Below are 23207 nucleotides of genomic sequence, written 5' to 3'. Positions count from 1 at the left end.
TATCTTTTAAAATCTTTGGTAGAAATAAAAACTACCTTTAATCAACAAATACTTCATGCAACGCAGAACCTTTATTAAACAAACTACCGCTTTGTCGGCAATTGCCTCAGTAAGTGCTAAAGCTTCCAATAGTCAAAATGTGGCTAAATTTCCTGTCGTTATTTCAACATGGAAAAATGAAAAAGCCAATACTGCCGCTTGGGAATCACTCCAAAAAACAGGAAGAGCTTTAGATGCTGTTGAAGCTGGTGCAAGAATCCCTGAAGCTGATCCCAATGATACTTCGGTAGGATACGGTGGTTTTCCTGACAGAGATGGCAATGTTACTTTAGACGCCTGTATTATGGACGAAAAAGGGAATGCTGGTTCGGTTACTTTTTTACAGCATATCATGCACCCAATTTCTGTAGCAAGAGCAGTAATGGAAAAAACACCACACGTAATGCTTTCGGGTGAAGGTGCTTTACAGTTTGCACTTTCTCAAGGCTTCAAAAAAGAAAATCTCTTAACTGAAACCGCCAAAAAAGCTTGGGAAGAGTGGAAGAAAACATCTAAATATGAACCCAAAATTAACATTGAACGCCACGATACCATTGGCTTACTTGCTTTGGGAAATCAAGGAGAAATTTCAGGCGCTTGTACAACAAGTGGATTAGCTTTTAAGATGCACGGTAGAGTAGGGGATTCACCAGTAATTGGTGCTGCCGTTTTTTGTGATGACGAAGTTGGAGGCGCTTGTGCAACAGGTCTTGGTGAATTTGTGTTAAAAACACTTGGTTCATTTCTAATCGTAGAATTGATGCGTAATGGAAAGACGCCTCAGCAAGCTTGTGAAGAAGCTATCATGAGAATTGTAAAAAGATATAATTACAAAGAATTCCAAATTGGTTATTTGGCATTAAATAAAAAAGGTGAATACGGTGCTTATGCCATCCAACCGGGATTCAATTATACTTTAACAACTAATGGAGTGACCAAAGTGTATGAGTCTGCGTCATATATGAAATAAGTATTTAAGAAAAAGTAAAGTGTTGAGACAACCATTTGGGAATTTTACACGTCTTTACTGTTAGTACTGAGTAGAATAGTTAATTTAAAATTATAAGCAGTTAACTGTTGAATACAGCGTTAAACAAAATAATGACCGCATAATAAATTAAACAAGACATAATGTTAAGTCTTTTGTAACTTTCGGAAATTAATTTGTAATTTTGTGGCTGAAATATAAGAAAAGTACAATTAACATTTATTGAAAAAAGAAATTAATAGCTTGTAAAAACAATTGATTTCAATAAAACCTATGAAACGAATTTTAAAAAACAATCCTATCGTAGTAATCTCAATTTTGTTGCTTTCAATAGCAACTGTTATTACCTACAGTAGAAATATTGAAGCCTTGAATAATGCTAACAAAGGTTTTTTCTCCGGAAAAATCAATTTTGGAGATAGCTATAAACATGTTATTTACTCTGATAAAGTAGAAGTAAAAAAAGGGACAGAAAGAGGTTTAAAAACTTTATCAATTGCAATAATTGATGAAAAAACATCAGAATCCGTTTTTGTTAAGCTTTATGATGTTCAAGAGAAAGGCACGTTTTTTATTCCGGGTGAAGGTAAAGTACAAAATATAGGGAATTTGATAAAAGACGTTAACCGTTTTAGAGAATTGAATAATTTTTATCAAACAACATTATCAAATGATGAGGGTTTGAAAAACGGAGTAGGTAGAGTAAATATTACAAAATTGACTGATTCTGAAATAGAAGGAGAACTGATAATTATCGGTAATAATTCTGATGGAAAACAAGCTCAATTAGAATCTGCAAGGTTTAAAGCGAAGATTTAGCATATAATGAGTACTAATATCGCTCATTTAACAATATTATATTTAGTGGTTAGGTGATACTAAAACGTCTGTAGCAATTGCATCAGACGTTTTTTGTTTTTTTAAGGGCTTAGATGTGACTGATAATCAAAACAAAACACACAAAGTTTTTGTATTTAACTAAGATTGCGTAATTTTGCACCCTAATTTATTAGGATAAAGGCGAACATATTTAAAAAAGAGTTTTTAAATTATATTTTGTTGGTCATAATTAACCTAAGAAAAACGATAAAAAACAAATAATCAACATATTAACAATGGCACGTGATTTAAAGTACACAAGAAACATTGGTATTGCTGCTCACATTGATGCGGGTAAAACAACAACCACTGAACGTATTCTTTACTATGCTGGCGTAAGCCACAAAATTGGTGAGGTACACGATGGTGCAGCAACAATGGACTGGATGGAGCAGGAGCAAGAAAGAGGTATTACCATTACTTCAGCTGCAACTACTGTAAGCTGGAAATACAGAGAACAAGATTACCACATTAACATTATCGATACTCCTGGTCACGTTGACTTTACCGTTGAGGTAAACCGTTCTTTACGTGTATTAGATGGTCTTGTGTTCTTATTTAGTGCTGTTGATGGTGTTGAGCCTCAATCTGAAACTAACTGGCGTTTGGCAAACAACTATAACGTAGCTCGTTTAGGTTTTGTTAACAAAATGGACCGTTCTGGTGCTGACTTCTTGAACGTTTGTCGTCAAGTAAAAGAAATGTTAGGTTCTTATGCAGTGCCTTTACAATTACCAATCGGTGCTGAAGATAAATTTGAAGGTGTTGTTGACTTAGTTAACTTCCGTGGTATCAAATGGAACGAGCACGATAAAGGAATGACTTTTGAAGTTGTGCCTATTCCTGAAGATATGATTGATGAAGCAACTGAATACCGTGAGAAATTATTGGAAGCAGTAGCTGAATTTGATGAGTCTTTGATGGAAAAATACTTCGAAGATCCAGAATCAATTTCTGAGGATGAAATCTTAGCTGCTCTTCGTGCTGCTACGATTGCGATGAAAATCGTTCCAATGTTATGTGGTTCTTCATTCAAAAACAAAGGTGTTCAAACAATGCTTGACTATGTGATGGCATTATTACCGTCTCCTTTGGATAAAGATAATATCGTAGGAACTGACCCACGTACTGATGCTGAAGTAATTCGTCAACCTTCGACTAAAGAACCTTTCTCTGCATTAGCATTCAAAATTGCAACTGACCCTTACGTAGGTCGTTTATGTTTTGTTCGTGCTTATTCAGGTGTGTTAGAAGCTGGTTCTTATATCTTGAACAACCGTTCTGGAAACAAAGAACGTATCTCTCGTATCTTCCAAATGCACGCTAACAAGCAAAATTCTATCGAAAGATTAGAAGCTGGTGATATCGCTGCGGTAGTAGGATTTAAAGACATCAAAACTGGTGATACTTTATCTGATGAGAAAAACCCAATCGTTCTTGAATCAATGGTATTCCCTGATCCAGTTATCGGTTATGCTATCGAGCCTAAGAAATCTGCTGACCAAGATAACTTCTCTAAAGCTATTGGTAAGTTAATCGAAGAAGATCCAACTTTACAAGTAGAATCTAACGAAGAAACAGGACAGACTATTATCAAAGGTATGGGTGAGCTTCACCTTGAAATCATCATCGACCGTATGCGTCGTGAATTCAAAGTAGAAGTAAACCAAGGTGCTCCTCAAGTGGCTTATAAAGAATCATTGACGAAATCTACTGAACACCGTGAAGTTTACAAAAAACAATCAGGTGGTAAAGGTAAATTTGCCGATATCGTATTCGAAATGGGACCAAGAGAAGATGGTAAAGAAGGTTTGGAATTCGTTAACGGTATCGTTGGTGGTGTGATTCCAAGAGAATTTATCCCTTCAATCCAAAAAGGTTTCGAAGCTGCAATGAAAAATGGTGCTTTGGCTGGATACCCAATGGATTCAATGAAAGTTCGTTTATTCCACGGTTCTTTCCACGATGTCGATTCAGATGCGTTGTCATTCGAAATGGCTGCTCGTATGGGTTACAAAGAAGCTGCTAAACAAGCTGGTGCTAAAATCATGGAACCAATCATGGCAGTAGAAGTTGTTACTCCTGACGAATACACTGGACCTATCACTGGTGACATGAACCGTCGTCGTGGTATGATGAAAGGTATGGATTCTAAACAAGGTGCTGTAATCTTGAAAGCAGATATTCCTTTATCTGAATTGTTCGGTTATGTAACTGATTTACGTACTATGTCTTCTGGACGTGCTACTGCAAACTTAACTTTCTCTCACTATGAATTCGTGCCACAAAACTTGGCTGAAGAAATCGTGAAAAAAGCGAAAGGTTTGTAATAATCATTCAGAATAACAATAAAAAAAGCCTTCACTTTAACGAGTGAGGGCTTTTTGCTTTTCTCTAACCTAAAAATTCTACTAAGTAAGTTTTAAAATATTTTTTCCACCCGATAACATACACATTTCCTTAAACTTCCCTGGCGTAATGCCAACATGCTTTTTGAAAATGATAAAGAAGTAATTGGTACTTCCAAAACCTGCTTTGAAACAAGCGTCGCTAATATCATTTCTAGTTTCTGCCAATAATTCTTTGGCAATTTTAATCCTTTCTTGATTAATAAAATCAATCGGTGTAATGCCTAATTCTCTTTTGAATTGACGAAAGAAATTGGGTTTACTCATACAAGCTAAATCACATAATTTTTCAATACTCAATTTTTCAGTAATGTGTTCTTTGATGTATTGAATCACAAAAGCAAAACGATTGGTATTGGCATATTTTTTATAATTATCTACAATTAAAACTCTTGCTTGTGTCTGCATCAATCTGATTAACAATTCATTAATCATAAAATTGGCAAATAAATCTTTTGCCGAATTGGTTTCTGTTGAAACTTTTACCAGACGGTCAATCGTGTTGGTTACTTCTAAAGAATTCTTTAAATGGAAAGTGTCTAAATCTATTTGCCAAGATTCGTGCTCTTCTACTTTGGCATATTTTTCATTTAATAAATTTACAGTCTCCTTAATTTGCTCGCTTTTGATTGCCAAAGCCATACATTGTGTCGGATTTGAAAAATCAGCTTCTGGAAAATCTATCTTCATTTCTTCATTCGCTGGCACAATGACAGATTCCCCCGGAAGGTATTCAAAACCTTGCTTATCAAAAAGGTGCATTACTTTCTTTCCTCTGAACATCGTCGTCAATACAAAACTATTGAACTTCAAATGAACATCTTCACTCTTTTGATGCGTTTCAAAAATATTCAATTCAAAATTATCTAATGAATATACAGTACGGTTCTCGACGAGTGTCAGTAAATCCTTTATCGGCTTTAAAGTGGGCGACTGGGGTTTATGGATTTGTCTCATGTTGATTTTGTACTTTGTGTTTTATTAGGATTCAAATTCTTTAAGACTTTCTTACAATAATACAATAGCTAAATTACCGATGCAATTGTGCCAATCTCTAATGATACGATTGTCAATTTTTATGAGAGTATCATCAATTTATTAGCCATCTTATTGAGTTACAGCATTTAATGATAATGATACTATCATCAAGTTTTGTGATATAAAAGTAAATACTTATGGTAATAATTCAAGATAAATTTGTAAAAAATAAATCACTCAAAACGAATTTAATTTTTATTATGGAAAATCTTGAAATAGATGCTCCTCTTGTAGAGAGCTCAAATACCGACAATCTTGTAGCAAGACCAATCTTTAGAAATCAATACGAAAACTTTATCGGTGGTCAGTGGGTTGCTCCTGTGAAGGGTCAATACTTCGAAAATCCTTCGCCAATTGATGGTAGAGTATTTACAAAAGTTGCTCGTTCTACCAAAGAAGATGTAGAGTTAGCCTTGGATGCAGCACATGAAGCTTTTAAAACTTGGTCGAAAACTTCTGCTACAACCCGAAGTAATATCCTCCTGAAAATTGCAGATATTATTGAACAAAATCTCAATTACTTGGCTGTTGTTGAAACGGTGGATAATGGTAAGCCAATCAGAGAAACGATTTTAGCAGATTTACCTTTAGTCGTTGACCACTTCCGTTACTTTGCTGCATGTATCAGAACAGATGAAGGAACAGCGTCTGAACATGACCCAAATACTCTTTCTCTAATTATCCATGAACCACTTGGTGTGGTTGGTCAGATTATCCCTTGGAATTTCCCACTTTTAATGGCTACTTGGAAAATGGCGCCAGCTTTAGCAGCAGGATGTACCATTGTGATGAAACCAGCCGAACAAACACCAGTAGGCATCATGTGTTTGATGGAATTATTGCAAGATGTTTTACCAGCGGGTGTTGTGAACATCGTTAATGGTTTTGGTTTAGAAGCTGGCAAACCTTTGGCAAGTTCTACTAGAATTGCAAAGGTTTCGTTTACGGGTGAAACCACTACTGGACGTTTGATTATGCAGTACGCTTCTGAAAATATCATTCCTGTGACGATGGAATTAGGTGGAAAATCTCCGAATATTTTCTTCCCAAGTGTAATGGAGGCTGATGATGAATTCTTTGATAAATGTCTGGAAGGTGCAGCAATGTTTGCTTTGAACCAAGGTGAAATTTGTACTTGTCCTTCAAGAATTCTTGTACATGAATCTATTGCCGATGCTTTTATTGAAAGATTAATTGCCAGAGTAAATGCTATCAAAAAAGGTCATCCATTGGATATGACGACGATGATTGGTGCGCAAGCTTCTAATGACCAATACGAAAAAATCTTATCGTACTTGAAAATCGGTGCAGATGAAGGTGCTGAAACACTTTGTGGTGGTGCGGCACATTTACAAGAGGGTGATGCTGCTAATGGTTATTATATTCAACCAACTATTTTGAAAGGACATAACAAAATGCGTGTTTTCCAAGAAGAAATCTTTGGACCAGTGGCAGCTTTAACGACTTTCAAAACAGTGGAGGAGGCGATTGAAATTGCTAACGATACTCTTTATGGCTTAGGTGCTGGTGTGTGGACTCGTGATGCGCATGAATTGTATCAAGTACCAAGAGCTATCCAAGCGGGTCGTGTTTGGGTGAATTGTTACCATGCTTATCCTGCTCATGCGCCTTTTGGTGGATACAAAAAATCAGGCTTTGGTCGTGAGAACCATAAAATGATGCTTGACCATTATCGTTCTTGCAAAAACATGTTGATTTCTTATGATAAAAAGGCATTAGGATTCTTTTAGACGTTATCAGCTGTCAGCTATCGGTCATCGGCTATCGGAAATTTAGATAAATAGCTATTTGCTAAATGCAAAAAAGCCGATGACTGAAAGCTGACATCCGACGTCCGAAATCCCATATCCCAAATCAAAAAATCATGGACAAAACCCTAAGAGTATTACTCACTGCTGCGGCAGAGGAACTGATTGATAGACTTCGTGCTGAACATGGTTCAATCATGTTTCACCAAAGTGGTGGTTGTTGTGATGGCTCGGCACCGATGTGTTTTCCAGTAGGGGAGTTCAAAACTGGGGAAAATGATGTTTTGTTGGGTGAAATTTATGGTTGCGAGTTTTATATGAGTGCCTTCCAATTTGAATATTGGCAATATACTCAACTGACTTTGGATGTAGTGGAGGGAAGAGGAGCTAGTTTTTCATTAGAAATTCCTTTGGGTTTACGCTTTATCATTCGTTCACAAGTTTATACAGAAGAAGAATTAAAAAACCTAAGTCCTGTTTCGAATGGAGCTTAGAAAGTTTTGACGCTAATTTTTACACAGGCATCGACAAACCATTTTTACAAGAAGTCTCAGATAATGGCGTTTCTCCATTGCTTGAGGCTTTTTTGTTTTATCTGTATTACTAATAATGAGATTAGAAAAGAGTATGTGGTAAATGCTTTAGAGGAAAATTATTTTAGGATTGTGTATTTTTCAAATTGAATTGCGGAAGATGAAATAGCCATTGCGGAAAATTATTTTAGGATTGTGTAATTTCAAATTGAATTGCGGAAGATGAAATGGTCATTGCGGAAAATTATTTTAGGATTGTGTACATTTCAAACTGAATTGCGGAAAATGAAATAGCCATTGCGGAAAATTATTTTAGGATTGTGTGCTTTTCAAACTGAATTGCGGAAGATGAAATAGTCATTGTGGAAAATTATTTTAGAATTGTACACTTTTCAAGAAGGAAAGAGTATCGAAAAATCTGGAGAATCTTTGAGACAAATAAACGCTTTACAAGCCTATTAGGCTAAACTCTTCAAAATATTGTTTGCTTTTGTTTTCTTTTTGCTCAGAGCCTTGTTAGATTTGTAAATCAACCTTTGCATCTCAATCAGATGTTTGCCAACATCGACCTAGATAGCTAAGAATAATAATTGATACTTGCGCTAATTGTCTTAGTAAAAGTATTTTGAAGAGTTTTTCTTCCCTTAAATTTAATATGACAGAAATACCTGCTTTCAAAAAAGGTTTACCCACACAAATTGCTGTATTGGGCGGTGGTAGTTGGGCAACGGCTATCATTAAAATTTTAACTGAAAATAATGTTAAAGTGAAGTGGTGGCTTCGCCGTAAATCGGATGTAGATTTTATCAAAAAGTATAATCATAATCCTAGTTATCTGACAGACGCATTACTGAATCCAAGAAAAGTAAAGGCATATTACAAAATGTATGACGCTCTTTATGGGGTAGATTATGTGATTTTGGCTGTGCCAGCAGCCTTTGTGCCTGATGCTTTGAAAAATCTTACTCGTAACCATTTTGCAGGAAAGAAAGTAGTATCGGCTATCAAAGGGATGATTCCTGATGAAAACATGTTGGTGACCGACTGGATGGAAAAGGTATTTGGCGTGCCATTAACACAGATGTGTGTGATTGCTGGTCCTTGTCATGCCGAAGAAGTTGCCTTAGAAAAGCAGTCTTATTTAACGATTGGCTCGCCAAACATTAATTTAGCGCAAGAATTTTCGAATTTATTAAGTTGTAGGTACATTCAAGCGAACCCAATTGCCGATTTATATGGCGTGGAATACTGTGCTGTTATTAAAAATATCGTAGCAATGGCTTGCGGAATTACCCATGGTTTGGGTTTTGGTGATAACTTTCAAGCGGTAATGGTTTCAAATGCAATGCAGGAAATCAAGCGTTTTTTAGATTACGCTTATCCACAGGCATCTCGTGATTTGAATAATTCTGGATACTTAGGTGATTTATTAGTGACGGCTTATTCACAATTTTCAAGAAACCGTACTTTCGGAAATATGATTGGGCGTGGTTATTCAGTAAAATCAGCGCAAATAGAAATGAATATGGTGGCAGAAGGATATTATGCTGTAAAAAGTATTCATCAAATCAATGAAAAATATGGCGTAGATATGCCAATCATTGATGCCGTTTATAGAATTTTATACGAAAAAGCTGCCCCAGTAGCCGAAATCAATATATTGAAGACACATTTGAAGTAGATTTGAAAGTTTGAAGATTTGAAAATGATTAACAATTCTTTCATTTTCAAATCTTCAAATCAACCAATTTTCAAATTATAAAAAGCTCGTAATTTTCTCCGCTGTTGCCTTCAATTCTTCTTGACTAACCTTCATCTTTTCTCTTGTAAAATTAATGTCGTTCATAGAATTCAAAGGAATTAAATGAACATGTGTGTGCGGTACTTCCAAACCAATTACCGAAACACCGATTCTTCTACAAGGCACCGCTTGTTGTAAAGCAGGCGCAATTTTCTTAGCGAAAATCATTAATCCAGCCAATAAATCATCATCTAAATCAAAGATATAATCAATTTCTTTTTTCGGAATCACCAAAGTATGTCCTTCGGCAAGTGGCGTAATATCTAAGAAAGCAAGATAGTTTTCGTCTTCTGCAATTTTATGGCAAGGAATTTCGCCATTAACAATTTTTGTGAATATAGTTGGCATGGAAAAATTTGTTTAGGTATCAGCTATCAGCTTTGAGCCACTAGCTTTGAGATTTTTAATGAATAATATATGATATTTTGTAATAACGAATCTTTATAGCAATTTAGAAAAGCTCAAAGCTCACGGCTCAAAGCTCATAGCTAAAAAGCTATTTAAACCATTCGGCGTACATGATATAATTATTGGCAGTTCTCATAAATACTTCAGCGGCATCTGGAGAAACATTTTTCAAGAATTTAGCAGGATTTCCTGCATAGATTGTCCCAGCAGGAACACGAGTGTTTTGGGTAACGATAGCGCCAGCGGCAATGATTGAACCAGTTTCTATCACAGCACCATCCATTACGATAGCACCCATTCCAATTAATACTTTGTCCTCAATCGTACAACCGTGAACGATAGCATTGTGTGCGATAGAAACATAATTGCCGATAGTCGTTTTCGTTTTTTGATAAGTACAATGAATAATTGCTCCGTCTTGAATATTCGAATTATCACCAACGATTACCGAATTTACGTCGCCTCTTACCACAGCATTAAACCAAACGGTACAGTTTTTCCCAAACTTCACATCTCCGACGACAGTGGCGTTTTCTGCCAGCCAACAATTTTCACCTAAACTAGGCGATACTCCTTTTACAGGTTTTATTAAAGGCATTTTTTGAATGATTAAACGTAAATTTTAAAACTTTAAGATGCGACAAATATACAAACGAAAACCCTTTGACAATAAAAAAAGGTTGTTCAGTGAAACACCGAACAACCTAGCATGAACGTAAAATATAAATTGTTTTTGATTGAAAATAATACATTTTTAGATTACTCCTTGATGTCAAACCGACCATCTTTCAAAGCCAAAATTTCAGAAGGCTTTTCTTTGTTCTGAAAAGTTACGCTAAAAGTACCCGAATAAATTTTTGAAACAGGGTCAAAACGGGTAATGTTCACTTCGTTTTCACAGGTTTGGCAAATAGCGTATTGCGAGCAATTGCCGTTAATACATTTTTGATAGACGCTCGCAAAAGGAGTAAATTCAACAGCATTTTTAGGAAAATATCGCATGAATTGGTATCTGCCAGTATCCTTCACATTATTAATCATAAAGCTCATCGACTCCAAAGTATTCTGATTAGTTACAGACAACCTGAGCGTAGCGTTTTGATATTTTCCCCACACTACAGGAACAGGCTTGAAATTCGGATTAGCTTTATATCGTTGGAAGGGCGTCCAGATAGTACCATTAATTTTTGCACCAAAAGTTTGCTTGCCAATCTGAGTAACCGCTGGTAATGCTTCTGGCTGTACATAATCGTTCATCTCGCAGCTAAGGAGTGATACTAATGTAAGCAGAATGATTAGGTAACGATTTGTTCTCATAAATGAACGATTTAATCTATCGCTACGAATTTATAAATAATCTTTAATTAAAATGTATTAATCTAAGAAATTTATTTTAAATTATTTTAAAAATAAGATTCTCAACCCAAATACCTACGTAAAATATGTTTGGTCGGTACCATCTATCATAAATAAAAATTTCAGTCTCAAATATTCTCTTTTTTTGTCGAAAAATTTAAAGCTAGAAAACATGAAAAAAGTCTTCTTATCATTTCTCTTGTCAACGTTTTTGATGTTTGACATCACTGCTCAATTGACCGTACCGCCGAATGGTGGCAACAAAATGGCATCGGTAAGTGAACGAATTGGTTTAACAGATGTAACGATTAATTATCATCGTCCGGGAGTAAAAGGGCGTGAAGGTAAAATTTGGGGACAATTAGTGCATTATGGTTTTGCAGATTTGGGTTTTGGTACTTCGTTGGCGGCACCTTGGCGAGCAGGCGCTAATGAAAACACGACGATAAGTTTTTCAACACCAGTGAAAATTGAAGGACAAGCTTTGCCAGCAGGAAAGTATGGTTTGATGATGGCTGTGCAAGAAAATGAAGTTACGGTGATATTCACTAAAAATACAACTTCTTGGGGAAGCTATTATTATGATGAAAAAGAAGATGCTTTAAGAGTAAAAGTAAAGCCACAAAAAGAGCAAGCTTTTGTAGAAAGATTGAAATTTGAATTTTTAGACCAAACAGAAGCTTCTGCAACGATTGCTTTGCTTTGGGAAAAATGGAAAATTCCTTTTAAAGTAGAAGTAGATTTGCACGAAACCGTTTTTGCTTCTATGAGAAATGAAGTCAGAGGAGAAAAAGTTTTTGATTGGAGAGCATTTAACCAAGCAGCCAACTATTGTTTAACCAATAAAGTAAATTTGGAAGAAGGACTGTCGTGGGCAGAACGTTCAATCAAAGAGCGATATATTGGCGAAGCTAATTTTACCACATTAAGTACAAAAGCTGAAATCTTGAAACTATTGGGCAGAACAGCCGAAGCCGAAACAGTCATGAAAGAAGCTTTACCCAAAGGAAATATGCTGGAAATCCATCAATATGCCAGAGCTTTATTGAAAGAGAAAAAAACACAAGAAGCTTTTGAGGCATTTAAACTCAATGCAAGTAAAAACCCAAACGAATACACTCCTTTGGTGGGTTTAGCAAGAGGATATTCGGCTTTGGGAGATTATAAAAATGCTTTGAAACAAGCAAAATTAGCCATAGCCATTGCACCAAGTGATGTAGAAAAAGATAATGTCGCCAAAATGATTAAAACACTTAGCGAAGGGAAAGATATTAATTGAATGAAAAAGGGTAAAAGTCTATCGAACTTTTACCCTTTTTCATTAATACTCATCATTACTTTGTAAGGCTTGCATATTCTTTGGCGAAGTAAGTTAAAATTACTTTTGCGCCAGCTCTTTTGATAGATGTTAAACATTCTACCATTGTTTTGGTGCCGTCTAACCAACCATTTTGAGCAGCAGCTTTTACCATCGCATATTCGCCAGAAACATTATAAGCAGCAATCGGAATATCAAAATTATCATTCAAAGATTTAATAATATCCAAATAAGCTAAAGCTGGTTTTACCATTAAAAAATCTGCTCCTTCGCTATAATCAAGTTCTGCTTCAATCAACGCTTCACGAACATTGGCAGGATTCATCTGATAGGTTTTCTTATCTCCAAATTTTGGAGCAGAATCCAAAGCATCACGGAAAGGTCCATAAAAAGCTGAAGCATATTTGGCAGAATAAGCCATAATCGACACATTGATAAAACCTTTGCTATCTAATGCTTCACGGAGTACTCTTACTCGTCCGTCCATCATATCAGAAGGACCAACGATATCAGCGCCAGCTTCTGCCTGAGCTACAGTCATTTTGGCTAAAATCTCTAAACTTTCATCGTTCAGAATATTTCCTTTTTCATCAACATAACCATCGTGTCCATCAGAAGAGTAAGGATCCATTGCTACGTCTGACATAATAGCGATTTCTGGAAACTTACTTTTAATTTGATGTATGGCTTCTAAATAGACGTTTCCTTTACGGTAACTTTCAGATGCAATTTTATCTTTTTTATCTTCTGCCAAGAGTGGAAAAAGTGCGATGGAACGAATGCCTAAATCTTGCACAACAGACATTTCTTCTAATATCTTATCAATAGAGTATCTGTAAATACCGGGCATAGATTTTACCTCACTTGTAAGATTATTGCCTTCCATGACAAACATCGGATAGATAAAATCATTTACCGATAAAGTAGTTTCTTCAACCATCGCACGGATTGCGGCTGACTGGCGGTTTCTTCTGGGTCTTCTTAGCATAATTATAATTATTGTTCTCTGGTTTTTGCTGATTTACTCAGATACAAAGTTCGTAAAACCATTAAACAAATGTTGGAATATTTTAACTTTAATATTATCCTGATATGGGAAGTATTATCTGAATTTCTGAATCAATTTAGGCTTTTTACTTTGTTTCAAAGAAATATCAGCCATTTTTATCCATCTCTTTTAGAACCACGATAAAGTATTATTTTGTTCAGTGATACCTCTAAAATGTGAAAAAAAACTGAACATTAATCGCTAAAAAGAGTAAATACCATATTAATTACTCTATAATCCTAAAAGCACTAAATATTAATTAAAATTAAGCACGAAATTGTCTTCATTCTTTTAGATTTGTATTCAATTAATTTTCAATGAGTATTCATTCCTAGATAACAGTATAGCATTGTAATACTAAATTGAAAGCTGAGCTTTATTTAACTGAAAGCAATTTTTATAAATAAATATAGATTATAAATTATTCCTTTAGCTTGAAAAGATACTAGAATTAGGGTTATTGTTAAATTGATTTTATTTTAGTTTTTCTTGAAATATGAATATTTATAAATTTATGTTTATCTAACGAAAAATATCCTAAAACTTAATTACCGACGAATGGAAATTCAAAATCCTCTCACATCATCCGCTAATAAGCAAAAAGTTTTAATCGAGATTGCTTGGGAAACCTGTAATCAAGTTGGTGGAATCTACACCGTAATTCGTACCAAAGTACCATCAATGGTTGAAAAGTGGGGTAATAATTATTTTTTATTGGGACCATATTTTCCGCAAACAGCTTCGGCAGAGTTTGAGCCAATTCATGATTTGGACGATTCAATTTTGGGTAAAACTATCCAAAAAATGCGTTCAATGGGTTTAGGAGTACATTATGGATATTGGTTAGTAACTGGAAAACCAAGAATTGTATTGTTCGATTTGGCAACGGTTACACCTAAATTGAATCAAATCAAGGCGAGTCTTTGGGAAAAACATCAAGTTTCTACTTTGCATGTTGAAGATATTGTGAACCAAACGATTTTGTTTGGAGAGATGATTCGTATTTTCTTAACAGAATTAGCCAGTGACCAAGCCAGTAAATCTGATATTGTAGCACATATTCATGAATGGATGTCGGCTACTTGTTTGCCTGATTTGAAAAAAGATGGCGTAAAAATAGCGACAGTTTTTACCACTCACGCTACGATGCTTGGTCGTTATTTAGCGGGAAATGTGCCTGATTTTTATGATAAATTGCATACTTTCAATTGGCTAGACGAAGCTCGTCATTATGGCATTGAAGCACAAGCAACCATTGAACGCTTGGCAGCGAATATGTGCCATGTAATGACGACGGTAAGTGATGTGACCGCTCGTGAATGCGAATTTTTACTAGGCAAAGTACCAGATTTAATTTTACCGAATGGCTTAAACATTACTAGATTTTCGGCAATGCACGAACATCAAAATTTACATACGCTTTTCAAAGATCGTATCAATGAATTTGTGATGGGACATTTCTTCCAAAGCCAACCTTTCGACCTTGGTAAAACACTTTACTTCTTTACTTCTGGTCGTTATGAGTTTTCAAATAAAGGCTATGACATTACGCTTGAAGCTTTGGCTCGTTTGAACTGGAAAATGAAACAAGCTAAGATTGATAAAACGGTGGTAATGTTTTTTATTACGAAACAACCTTATCATTCAATCGACCCAGAAGTATTACAATCGAGAGCGGTAATGGACGAAATCCATGAAACTTGTAATGCGATTGAAAAGCAAATCGGGGAGAAATTGTTCAACGCTTCGGCTTCGGCAACAGATTTACAAATGCCAGATTTGAACGGATTTATTGATGAATATTGGCGTTTGCGTTTGCGTAGAACGATTCAAACTTGGAAAACAAATAAGCGTCCGAAAGTAGTAACACATTTATTGAAAAATGAAGACGGCATTACGGATTATACCAAAAAAGCTAATTTGCTGAATAATCCAGACGATAAAGTAAAGATTGTATATCACCCAGATTTCATTGTTTCGACAAATCCACTTTTCGGGCTTGATTATGGACAATTTGTACGTGGCTGTAATTTGGGCGTTTTCCCAAGTTATTATGAGCCTTGGGGATATACTCCGCTAGAATGTATCGCTCGTGGTGTTCCTACGATTACTTCAGACCTTTCTGGTTTTGGAGATTATATGATGCAAATCATGCGTGATTATGAACAATGGGGCGTAATGGTTGTGAATCGTAAAACACAAGATTTCCACAAAGCAGCAGAACAATTGTCTGAAATGATGTTGAAATTTGTGAAACAATCACTCCGAGAAAGAATTACGCAAAGGAATAGAGTAGAAAGTATTTCAGATACTTTTGACTGGAGTAACCTGAGAGCTTATTACGATACTGCTCAAGATTTAGCACTCAAAAGAAGAAAATAAATAAAATGAGAAGTCGGCTGTTCAAGGCTGACTTCTCTATTTTGGAAGCCAGCGACACCAAAATTTACCTACTTGATACATTCAATAAATTCTATTAAGTTTGTAAATACACAATCTCTAATATAAAAGCCGATATTCTTAACTTATGGATATTCTCAATGAAACAATCGCTTGGTTGATGAAAAGACGTTTGCCTCGAATCCAGTCGTTTATGGAACGACCTATGGAAACGCAGGAGGAAATGTTCTGGAATCTGATTCAATCAGCTAAGTACACAGAATGGGGAAAAAAATATGAATATCAATCCATTGCTTCTATTAAAACTTTTCAAGAAAGAGTACCCGTTTCAAATTACGAAAGTCTATTTCCATACATTGAACGTATGATGCGTGGCGAACAAAATGTTCTCTGGAGTTCAGACATTCAATATTTTTCAAAATCTTCTGGTACAACCAACGCTCGCAGTAAATTCATCCCTGTTTCTAAAGAATCGCTTGAAGATTGTCACTTCATGGGCGGAAAAGATATGATGACGCTTTTGGTAGAAAACAAACCTGATACAGAGGTTTTCTCTGGAAAAGGACTTTCTATTGGGGGGAGTTTACAATCAAGTCAACTGAATTCTCGTACTTATTTAGGCGATGTTTCGGCGGTGGTGATGAAAAATTTACCAATTTGGGCGCAACTAATTCGTACTCCTTCTTTGGAAGTAGCTCTGATGGACGTTTGGGAAGAGAAAATCCAGAAAATGGCAGAGGTTACTTCTCAAGAAAATGTGACGAGTATTTTGGGTGTTCCGACTTGGACTTTAGTGTTGATTGATAAAGTATTAGAAATTACAGGCAAGAAGAATATTTTAGAAGTATGGCCTAATTTTGAGTTTTTTATTCATGGTGCTGTTGCATTTCAGCCTTACAGAGAATTGTTTAGTCATCAAGTTTTTCCGTCGAGTTCGGTAAATTACCTTGAAATTTATAATGCTTCGGAAGGCTTTTTTGGCATTCAAGACGATTTCAATCGCAAAGATGAAATGTTGTTAATGCTTGATTATGGTATTTTCTACGAATTTATTCCAATGGAAGAAATTGAATCTGAAAACCCTAAAGTGTTGACTTTGTCCGAAGTAGAATTGAATAAGAATTATGCAATTCTGATTTCTACCAATTCAGGTTTATGGCGTTATAAAATTGGTGATACTGTAAAATTTACTTCACGTAATCCTTATAGAATCAAGATTTCTGGCAGAACCAAACACTTTATCAATGCTTTTGGTGAAGAACTCATTATTGAAAATGCTGAAAAAGCCATTACTCGTGCTTGCGAAGCAACTAATGCTATTTTGAGTGATTATACGGCTGGACCAGTTTATATGGACAACAAGCAACAAGGCTGCCATGAATGGATTATAGAATTTTCGCAAGTACCGAATGACCAAGTAATTTTTAATACAATTTTGGATGAAACACTTAGAGAAATTAACTCTGATTATGATGCCAAAAGATATAAAGATATGGTGCTGTCAGCTCCCAAAATTAATGTTGTACCCAAAGATACTTTTTATCATTGGATGAGAAACCGTGGTAAATTAGGCGGACAACATAAAGTGCCAAGATTGAGTAATTCAAGAGAATTTTTAGAACAAATTTTACTGTTGGCGAAAGAAGTCTGCGTTTAAGGGTTTTGGATATGGGATTTCAGATTTCCGTTTTTTGGGGAATATTTGTGTCTAAAACTCTTAAAATCTAATGTCCTATCGTCCTTTTAAAAATTCTTGAATCTTGTCTCTTGTGTCTAAAAATCCTAAAGTCTTCAAGTAAAAAAAATGAAAAACCTTCTTCCTACAACAAATAAAGTAAAAATCACTGGAGCAATTTGGATAGAAAACCATGATGGTTCAGAGCGTTTTTTAGGAAAAGGACGAATTCAATTATTAGAACTCATCATCGAACATGGCTCAATTTCCAAAGCTGCCAAAGCGATGGAAATGTCCTACAAAAGAGCTTGGGATTTAATTACTTCTATGAACTTTCAGGCTACAAAACCTTTCGTTATTACCCAAGTTGGTGGAAAAAGTGGAGGAGGAGCCATTGTCACTCCTGAAGGACTTCAAGCGATTGAAGCCTATAAATCTCTTCAAATACGCTTTCAAGCTTTTCTTGCTCAAGAAAATAGTTGAATTAGCTGTCGGATTTCAGTTGTCAGCAAACAATTTTTATGCACTTTTTAATTAAAGCCATATTATTTCTTTTCCGAAATCAGATTTCGGTTTTTTGAGATAGTTCGCTATATTTGTTGAAATATAGCGTTTACTATGGATTCAACTTTCTTACTGATGCTCTTGCTTTTAAGCATTGTGGCTTTTTTATATTCATCTGTGGGGCATGGTGGAGCAAGTGGCTACTTAGCGGTGATGGCAATTGTGGGCATTTCGCCTACCTTGATGAAATCCTCGGCTTTGATTATGAATCTTGCTGTTTCACTCTTTTCCTTTTTAGGTTTTTATCGAGCAGGCTTTTTCAAAATCAAACTCTTTTGGCCATTTGCCATTACCAGTATTCCATTGGCATATTTGGGCGGAACGATGACACTTTCAGATGCGATTTATAAGAAAATTTTAGCCATCTGTATTTTGATTTCGATTGCACGTTTACTGTATCAGTTCAAGCAAGAAGAAACGGAAAATCGTGAAGTACCACTTTGGGCTGGATTAACTTCTGGTGGAGTAATTGGTTTGCTTTCGGGCATGATTGGCATTGGCGGAGGCATCGTTTTGAGCCCATTAATGTTGTTGATGAAATGGGCAAAACTCAAAGAAACAGCTGCTGTTTCGGCACTTTTCATTTTTGTGAATTCACTTTCTGGTTTATATGGTCAGCTCGTAAAAGGGAATATTCAAATTCCTGAAAACTTACAATGGGCGATAGCTGTAACGATTTTTGGAGGTTTGTTAGGCTCGTACTTTGGTAGCCAAAAATTCAATTTACCCACACTTCGTTACTTATTGGCGCTGGGTTTAGTAATTGCTTGTGCTAAATTGATTTTTACTTAGAAACTTATTTTTTAGACTTATGAAACAATATATACTCTTTTATCTATCGTTATGTTTTAATAAATATAGCGTTTTGAGAATAACTAATACTTCTTTATTCGTTTGCATATTGTTGTTCAATCTAAAAGCCCAAAAGAAAATCCAGCAAATAGTTTATAAAGATACTGTTCGACAATTATCAGAAGTAGTCGTAACGGCATCAAGAATGCCCGAAAACGTATTGAAATCGCCCATCAGTATTGCTTTGTTAGATAATCGTGCCATTCAAAATTCGGCAGCTCCATCGTTTTATGATGCCATCGAAAACATCAAAGGGGTTCAATTACTTACACCAAGTTTGGGTTTTAAAGTGTATAATACTCGTGGTTTCGCTAATCCGACTAACGTTCGTTTTGTGCAATTGGTTGACGGTGTGGATAACCAAGCACCACATATTGGTTCACCGATTGCTGGGGCTTTAGCCCCAACTGATTTGGATGTTGACCATGTGGAAATCCTTCACGGTGCAGCTTCAGCTTTGTATGGAATGAATGCCTTGAACGGTTTGGTGAATATTTTCTCTAAAAATCCTTTTGAACATCAAGGATTAAGTTTTCAGCAGAAAACAGGGGCGAATCATTTCAACGATAATAATACTTCTGTGCATTTATTTAGCGAAAGTAATATTCGTTGGGCAAAGGCATTTAGTAATACTTTCGCTACCAAAATCAATTTTGAATATTTAACGGGTTACGATTGGATTTCAGACAATAATACCGATTTGAATCCGAATGGAAATGTGTCTTTGAACCTTTTCGGAACAGATAATCCTGCTTATGATGGCATCAATGCTTACGGAAATGAGTCGTCGAATCGAAGAAATTTAACCTTGGGTGGAAAACGTTATTCCGTTGCCCGAACGGGTTATTTAGAAAAAGAAATTGCTGATTTTTCATTGAGAAATATCAAAGGCGATGTGAGTTTATTCGTCCGTCCGAAGAAAGATTGGGAAGTTTCTTATACTTATCGTTTCGGCATTTTAGATAATCTTTATCAGCGAACAAACCGTTTTAGATTGAGAGATTATCGTATCGACCAACACAGTATTAGTTTTAAATCGCCTTCGATTCAAGCAAAAGCTTATTTAACGCATGAAAATACGGGGCAATCCTATAATATTCGTTCAATGGCTGAGAATATTGAGCGTACTTTTAAATCGGATGATACTTGGTTTACAGATTTTTCTAATCAATTTAATGCAGGTACAAAAGCTGGAATGAGTGTCACAGATGCTTTACAATCAGCAAGAAATCTGGCTGACAAAGGCAGACCACAACCCCATACAGCTGAATTTGATGCTTTAATTAAAAAACTGGGAGACATTAATAACTGGGATGTTGGAGCAGCTTTGAGGGTACAATCTTGGTTATATCACGTGGAAGCTCAGGCGGATTTGACGCAACAATTATTCAGTGCTTTGCGTGAAAAATATGGTTTGAGTATTCTGACGGGTTTTGATTATAGGATGTTTGAAGTATTGCCCGACGGAAACTATTTTATCAATCCGACCGAACCCAATCAAAATCTTACTTATAATAAAGTGGGCGGTTTTGTACAATTGACAAAATTATTGTTGAATGATAAACTGAAACTGAATGCTTCGCTGAGAGCCGATAAAAATCAATACTTTGATTTACGTTGGAATCCAAGATTGGCGATTGTTTATTCCCCAACCGACGACCAAAATATTAGAATTTCCTACCAAAATGCTTATCGTTTCCCAAGTCTTTTTGAAGCATTTTCGAATGTAAATAGCGGAGGCGTAAAAAGAGTAGGAGGTTTACCGATTATGTCACAAGGAATTTTTGAAAATTCATACTTCAAAACTTCAGTTGATGCTTTTCAAACTGCCATTACGAATGATGTGAATAAAAATGGCTTAACGACGGCTCAAGCGGTGGTGAAAAACAAAGGTTTGTTGAAAAAGAATGACTATGGCTATATTCAACCAGAATCGGTAAATAGTTTTGAAATCGGTTATAAAGGACTTTGGTTTGATAAACGCTTGTATGTGGATGTCGATTTTTACTATAATCAATACCAAAATTTTATGGCACAAGTAGAAACGAATTTACCTTTAACACAAAGTGCAAATACTGATTCTATCGCTTTTGCTTTAAATGACCGCACCAAAAATCAGCGTTATCGTTTGTGGACAAACTCAAAAACTACGGTTTTTAATTATGGTGGAAGTATTGGTTTGAGATACAGAGTTTATAAAGATTTTATGCTTTCAACAAATGCTTCGTATGCACAATTAGATCATAAAACGACAAATGATGGTTTGGAAGAAGCTTTCAATACGCCTCGTTGGATTTTGAATGTTTCACTCAATAATCGAAAAATTACTGAACGTTTGGGCTTTAACGTGAATTTGAAATGGCAAGAAGATTTTCTGTGGCAATCGTCTTTAGCAACGGGAAATGTACCAGCTTATTCTACCATTGATGGACAAATTACATATATTTTACCTGCACAGAATTTGATTTTGAAGTTAGGCGGAACAAATCTGCTGAATAAGTATTATTACAACTTTTTGGCTGGACCAAGTGTGGGTGGTTTTTATTATTTGAGTGCAACGTTTAACCTTTAAACTGTATGTGGATTTGTGATTGTTACAATCACAAATCCACAATTTCTCAATTCTGCCAAAGTAAAAACAGAAATAATATCACCCAAAGTAAATCTACAAAATGCCAATAAAATACAATTAAATTGATTTTTAATTGGTTGGGTGGATTTACAGAATAGACGAAAGATTCTATGTATGACGCTCTTTTGATAGCTTCAATAAAAATTTTAAGAAGAAAGAATAATCCTATTATAATATGCAAAATATGAAGCCCAGAAAGCATATAAATAAACCCTCTTGAAGTACGTAAAGTTGCATTGGCATTTAATGCAAAAAGCTGTTGCCAACCCCATAATTGCATTCCTACAAACAAAAAGCCAAGTAAAAGCGTAAAACCCATATAAATTCTGTAACTCAGAAATTTGTCTTCTTTAAAATTTAAGTTGGCTAAATGAAGCGTTAAACTACTTATTAAAATCAGTAAAGTACTTACCCAAAAAACAGCAGGTAATTGTATTTTTCCAAAACCAGCGTTGGGTCTTTCTAAGCCTAAATAGGTTGTTAATAAGCCTAAAAACATCAATCCACTTCCGAAAATTGACATTTGAAGCATAAATTTAAAAGGTTCTCTGCGTTGCATATTTTTTGTCATTCTTAGATTCAGAAATTACAGAGGATAAATAGCAAACTCAATTTTCAAATTAGCTTATCTTCAAATTTTCAAATCAATTAAGTTTTCCTTGCCAAATACTATATTTTTCAAAATGAGTTTTTGTCTCTATTTCTTCATTAAAAATCCCAAAAACCGTTGAGCCTGAGCCTGTCATACTTGCATAAGCTGCCCCGATTTCGTACAATTGATTTTTGATGTTTTCTATAATGGGATATTTGGGCAAAAGATGTTTTTCAAAATCATTTTTTACCAAATCTTTCCATTCGTTTACTGGTTTCTGTAATACTTCTTGTAAGTCAATATTACTTTTTTGTGGCTTTACACCCGAATATGCTTCTGCTGTTGAAATATGAATATTTGGATTCACCAATACAATGTACTTTCCTAATAAATCGACAGCAATATTGGCAAATTCATCGCCTTTGCCGAAACAATATTGCGGTCGATTTTGAATGAAAAAAGCACAGTCACTTCCCAATTTACGAGCATAGTTTTCCATTTGTTCCACTGATAAGTGTAACGCAAAAAGCTCATTCAAAGTTTTGATTGTAAAAGCACAATCTGCTGAACCTCCACCCATGCCTGCCCCAATTGGCACAACTTTGTGGAGGTGAATACTTACGGGAGGAATGTCAAAATCTTGCTTTAAAAGATGGTATGCCTTTAGGCAAAGATTACTTTCTGGATTTCCCGGAATATCCAAGCCCGTACTTCTGAAACTTAATGTTTCGGCTGGTAAAATTTCTAAAATATCGCACCAGCCAACAGGATAAAAACAAGATTCAAGATTATGAAAGCCGTCTGCACGTTTTTCGGTGATGTATAAACCAATATTGATTTTTGCGTTTGGAAAAGTAACCATTGGGTTTGTTTATTGGAATTGAAAAACAAAAATACTTTACAAAAA

Annotated in this window: 19 protein-coding genes; 12 read left to right on the top strand and 7 right to left on the bottom strand. The window is 35.4% G+C overall.

Annotated features, from left to right (window positions below; genetic code table 11):
- Positions 1–55 precede the first annotated feature (55 nt).
- The 3 genes from ABID42_RS05065 to fusA all read left to right on the top strand — a co-directional run bounded on the left by ABID42_RS05065 (position 56) and on the right by fusA (position 4236).
- A complete protein-coding gene (locus tag ABID42_RS05065; RefSeq protein WP_323689757.1) occupies positions 56–1009 on the top strand; it encodes a N(4)-(beta-N-acetylglucosaminyl)-L-asparaginase in 954 nt (317 codons plus the stop codon).
- A 291-nt stretch (positions 1010–1300) separates the two neighbouring features.
- Positions 1301–1846: a hypothetical protein gene (locus ABID42_RS05060; protein WP_323689758.1), complete on the top strand. Its 546-nt coding sequence runs from the start codon at positions 1301–1303 to the stop codon at positions 1844–1846.
- 296 nt (positions 1847–2142) lie between these two features.
- Positions 2143–4236, top strand: a complete 2094-nt coding sequence (gene fusA, locus ABID42_RS05055) for an elongation factor G (protein WP_323689759.1) — start codon at positions 2143–2145, stop codon at positions 4234–4236.
- Positions 4237–4317: 81 nt separating this feature from the next.
- Here fusA and ABID42_RS05050 read toward each other — a convergent pair whose 3' ends face one another.
- Positions 4318–5271, bottom strand: coding sequence for an AraC family transcriptional regulator (locus tag ABID42_RS05050; RefSeq protein WP_323689760.1), 954 nt, complete (start codon positions 5269–5271; stop codon positions 4318–4320).
- Between the two features lie 281 nt (positions 5272–5552).
- On the opposite strand from ABID42_RS05050, the gene ABID42_RS05045 reads away from it, so the two are divergent.
- The 3 genes from ABID42_RS05045 (at position 5553) to ABID42_RS05035 (ending at position 9335) form a co-directional block, all read left to right on the top strand.
- Positions 5553–7103, top strand: a complete 1551-nt coding sequence (locus ABID42_RS05045) for an aldehyde dehydrogenase family protein (protein ID WP_367282728.1) — start codon at positions 5553–5555, stop codon at positions 7101–7103.
- 134 nt (positions 7104–7237) lie between these two features.
- Positions 7238–7615, top strand: coding sequence for a DUF779 domain-containing protein (locus ABID42_RS05040; RefSeq protein WP_367282727.1), 378 nt, complete (start codon positions 7238–7240; stop codon positions 7613–7615).
- Between the two features lie 694 nt (positions 7616–8309).
- Positions 8310–9335 carry an NAD(P)H-dependent glycerol-3-phosphate dehydrogenase gene (locus ABID42_RS05035; RefSeq protein WP_323327001.1) on the top strand — a complete coding sequence of 342 codons (1026 nt, stop codon included), beginning with the start codon at positions 8310–8312 and terminating at the stop codon, positions 9333–9335.
- Positions 9336–9410: 75 nt separating this feature from the next.
- On the opposite strand, the gene ABID42_RS05030 is transcribed toward ABID42_RS05035, so the two are convergent.
- The 3 genes from ABID42_RS05030 to ABID42_RS05020 all read right to left on the bottom strand — a co-directional run bounded on the left by ABID42_RS05030 (position 9411) and on the right by ABID42_RS05020 (position 11180).
- On the bottom strand, positions 9411–9803 hold the full coding sequence (locus tag ABID42_RS05030; RefSeq protein WP_323689763.1) for an HIT family protein: 393 nt from the start codon (positions 9801–9803) through the stop codon (positions 9411–9413).
- 148 nt (positions 9804–9951) lie between these two features.
- Complete coding sequence (locus ABID42_RS05025; RefSeq protein ID WP_367282726.1) at positions 9952–10461, bottom strand: gamma carbonic anhydrase family protein; 510 nt, start codon at positions 10459–10461, stop codon at positions 9952–9954.
- 161 nt (positions 10462–10622) lie between these two features.
- Positions 10623–11180 carry a Riean_0653 family protein gene (locus ABID42_RS05020; protein ID WP_323327006.1) on the bottom strand — a complete coding sequence of 186 codons (558 nt, stop codon included), beginning with the start codon at positions 11178–11180 and terminating at the stop codon, positions 10623–10625.
- 211 nt (positions 11181–11391) lie between these two features.
- On the opposite strand from ABID42_RS05020, the gene ABID42_RS05015 reads away from it, so the two are divergent.
- Positions 11392–12498, top strand: a complete 1107-nt coding sequence (locus ABID42_RS05015; RefSeq protein ID WP_323327008.1) for a DUF2911 domain-containing protein — start codon at positions 11392–11394, stop codon at positions 12496–12498.
- Between the two features lie 55 nt (positions 12499–12553).
- Here ABID42_RS05015 and hemB read toward each other — a convergent pair whose 3' ends face one another.
- Positions 12554–13525: a porphobilinogen synthase gene (hemB, locus tag ABID42_RS05010; RefSeq protein ID WP_323327010.1), complete on the bottom strand. Its 972-nt coding sequence runs from the start codon at positions 13523–13525 to the stop codon at positions 12554–12556.
- 618 nt (positions 13526–14143) lie between these two features.
- Between hemB and ABID42_RS05005 the strand changes: the two genes are divergently transcribed.
- The 5 genes from ABID42_RS05005 to ABID42_RS04985 all read left to right on the top strand — a co-directional run bounded on the left by ABID42_RS05005 (position 14144) and on the right by ABID42_RS04985 (position 21648).
- On the top strand, positions 14144–15967 hold the full coding sequence (locus tag ABID42_RS05005) for a glycosyltransferase (RefSeq protein ID WP_323327012.1): 1824 nt from the start codon (positions 14144–14146) through the stop codon (positions 15965–15967).
- Positions 15968–16112: 145 nt separating this feature from the next.
- Positions 16113–17642, top strand: coding sequence for a GH3 auxin-responsive promoter family protein (locus tag ABID42_RS05000; protein ID WP_367282725.1), 1530 nt, complete (start codon positions 16113–16115; stop codon positions 17640–17642).
- A 147-nt stretch (positions 17643–17789) separates the two neighbouring features.
- A complete protein-coding gene (locus ABID42_RS04995) occupies positions 17790–18143 on the top strand; it encodes a winged helix-turn-helix domain-containing protein (protein WP_367282724.1) in 354 nt (117 codons plus the stop codon).
- Positions 18144–18299: 156 nt separating this feature from the next.
- Entirely contained in the window at positions 18300–19016 is a 717-nt protein-coding gene (locus ABID42_RS04990) for a sulfite exporter TauE/SafE family protein (RefSeq protein ID WP_367282723.1), read from the top strand.
- Positions 19017–19035: 19 nt separating this feature from the next.
- A complete protein-coding gene (locus tag ABID42_RS04985; RefSeq protein WP_367282722.1) occupies positions 19036–21648 on the top strand; it encodes a TonB-dependent receptor in 2613 nt (870 codons plus the stop codon).
- A 46-nt stretch (positions 21649–21694) separates the two neighbouring features.
- Here the strand turns inward: ABID42_RS04985 and ABID42_RS04980 are convergent, their stop codons facing one another.
- Both ABID42_RS04980 and ispE read right to left on the bottom strand, forming a co-directional pair.
- A complete protein-coding gene (locus ABID42_RS04980; RefSeq protein WP_367282721.1) occupies positions 21695–22267 on the bottom strand; it encodes a cytochrome c oxidase subunit 3 in 573 nt (190 codons plus the stop codon).
- An 85-nt stretch (positions 22268–22352) separates the two neighbouring features.
- Positions 22353–23162, bottom strand: coding sequence for a 4-(cytidine 5'-diphospho)-2-C-methyl-D-erythritol kinase (gene ispE / locus ABID42_RS04975; protein ID WP_367282720.1), 810 nt, complete (start codon positions 23160–23162; stop codon positions 22353–22355).
- Positions 23163–23207: the final 45 nt, after the last annotated feature.

Origin of the sequence: Arcicella rosea, assembly GCF_040543805.1 — a bacterium.
Classification (GTDB): Bacteria; Bacteroidota; Bacteroidia; order Cytophagales; family Spirosomataceae; genus Arcicella; species Arcicella rosea.
Note: the sequence above shows the minus strand (reverse complement) of the source record. Positions and strands in the feature narration are given on the sequence as shown.

Coding starts and splice junctions, on each gene's coding strand:
- ABID42_RS05030 (WP_323689763.1), bottom strand. CDS start 9,803: ATGCCAACTATATTCACAAAAATTGTTAATGGCGAAATTCCTTGCCAT.
- ABID42_RS05060 (WP_323689758.1), top strand. CDS start 1,301: ATGAAACGAATTTTAAAAAACAATCCTATCGTAGTAATCTCAATTTTG.
- ABID42_RS05045 (WP_367282728.1), top strand. CDS start 5,553: ATGGAAAATCTTGAAATAGATGCTCCTCTTGTAGAGAGCTCAAATACC.
- ABID42_RS05000 (WP_367282725.1), top strand. CDS start 16,113: ATGGATATTCTCAATGAAACAATCGCTTGGTTGATGAAAAGACGTTTG.
- ABID42_RS04995 (WP_367282724.1), top strand. CDS start 17,790: ATGAAAAACCTTCTTCCTACAACAAATAAAGTAAAAATCACTGGAGCA.
- ABID42_RS05050 (WP_323689760.1), bottom strand. CDS start 5,271: ATGAGACAAATCCATAAACCCCAGTCGCCCACTTTAAAGCCGATAAAG.
- ABID42_RS05035 (WP_323327001.1), top strand. CDS start 8,310: ATGACAGAAATACCTGCTTTCAAAAAAGGTTTACCCACACAAATTGCT.
- ispE (WP_367282720.1), bottom strand. CDS start 23,162: ATGGTTACTTTTCCAAACGCAAAAATCAATATTGGTTTATACATCACC.
- hemB (WP_323327010.1), bottom strand. CDS start 13,525: ATGCTAAGAAGACCCAGAAGAAACCGCCAGTCAGCCGCAATCCGTGCG.
- fusA (WP_323689759.1), top strand. CDS start 2,143: ATGGCACGTGATTTAAAGTACACAAGAAACATTGGTATTGCTGCTCAC.
- ABID42_RS05065 (WP_323689757.1), top strand. CDS start 56: ATGCAACGCAGAACCTTTATTAAACAAACTACCGCTTTGTCGGCAATT.
- ABID42_RS05005 (WP_323327012.1), top strand. CDS start 14,144: ATGGAAATTCAAAATCCTCTCACATCATCCGCTAATAAGCAAAAAGTT.
- ABID42_RS05025 (WP_367282726.1), bottom strand. CDS start 10,461: ATGCCTTTAATAAAACCTGTAAAAGGAGTATCGCCTAGTTTAGGTGAA.
- ABID42_RS05020 (WP_323327006.1), bottom strand. CDS start 11,180: ATGAGAACAAATCGTTACCTAATCATTCTGCTTACATTAGTATCACTC.
- ABID42_RS05040 (WP_367282727.1), top strand. CDS start 7,238: ATGGACAAAACCCTAAGAGTATTACTCACTGCTGCGGCAGAGGAACTG.
- ABID42_RS04980 (WP_367282721.1), bottom strand. CDS start 22,267: ATGCAACGCAGAGAACCTTTTAAATTTATGCTTCAAATGTCAATTTTC.
- ABID42_RS04990 (WP_367282723.1), top strand. CDS start 18,300: ATGCTCTTGCTTTTAAGCATTGTGGCTTTTTTATATTCATCTGTGGGG.
- ABID42_RS05015 (WP_323327008.1), top strand. CDS start 11,392: ATGAAAAAAGTCTTCTTATCATTTCTCTTGTCAACGTTTTTGATGTTT.
- ABID42_RS04985 (WP_367282722.1), top strand. CDS start 19,036: ATGAAACAATATATACTCTTTTATCTATCGTTATGTTTTAATAAATAT.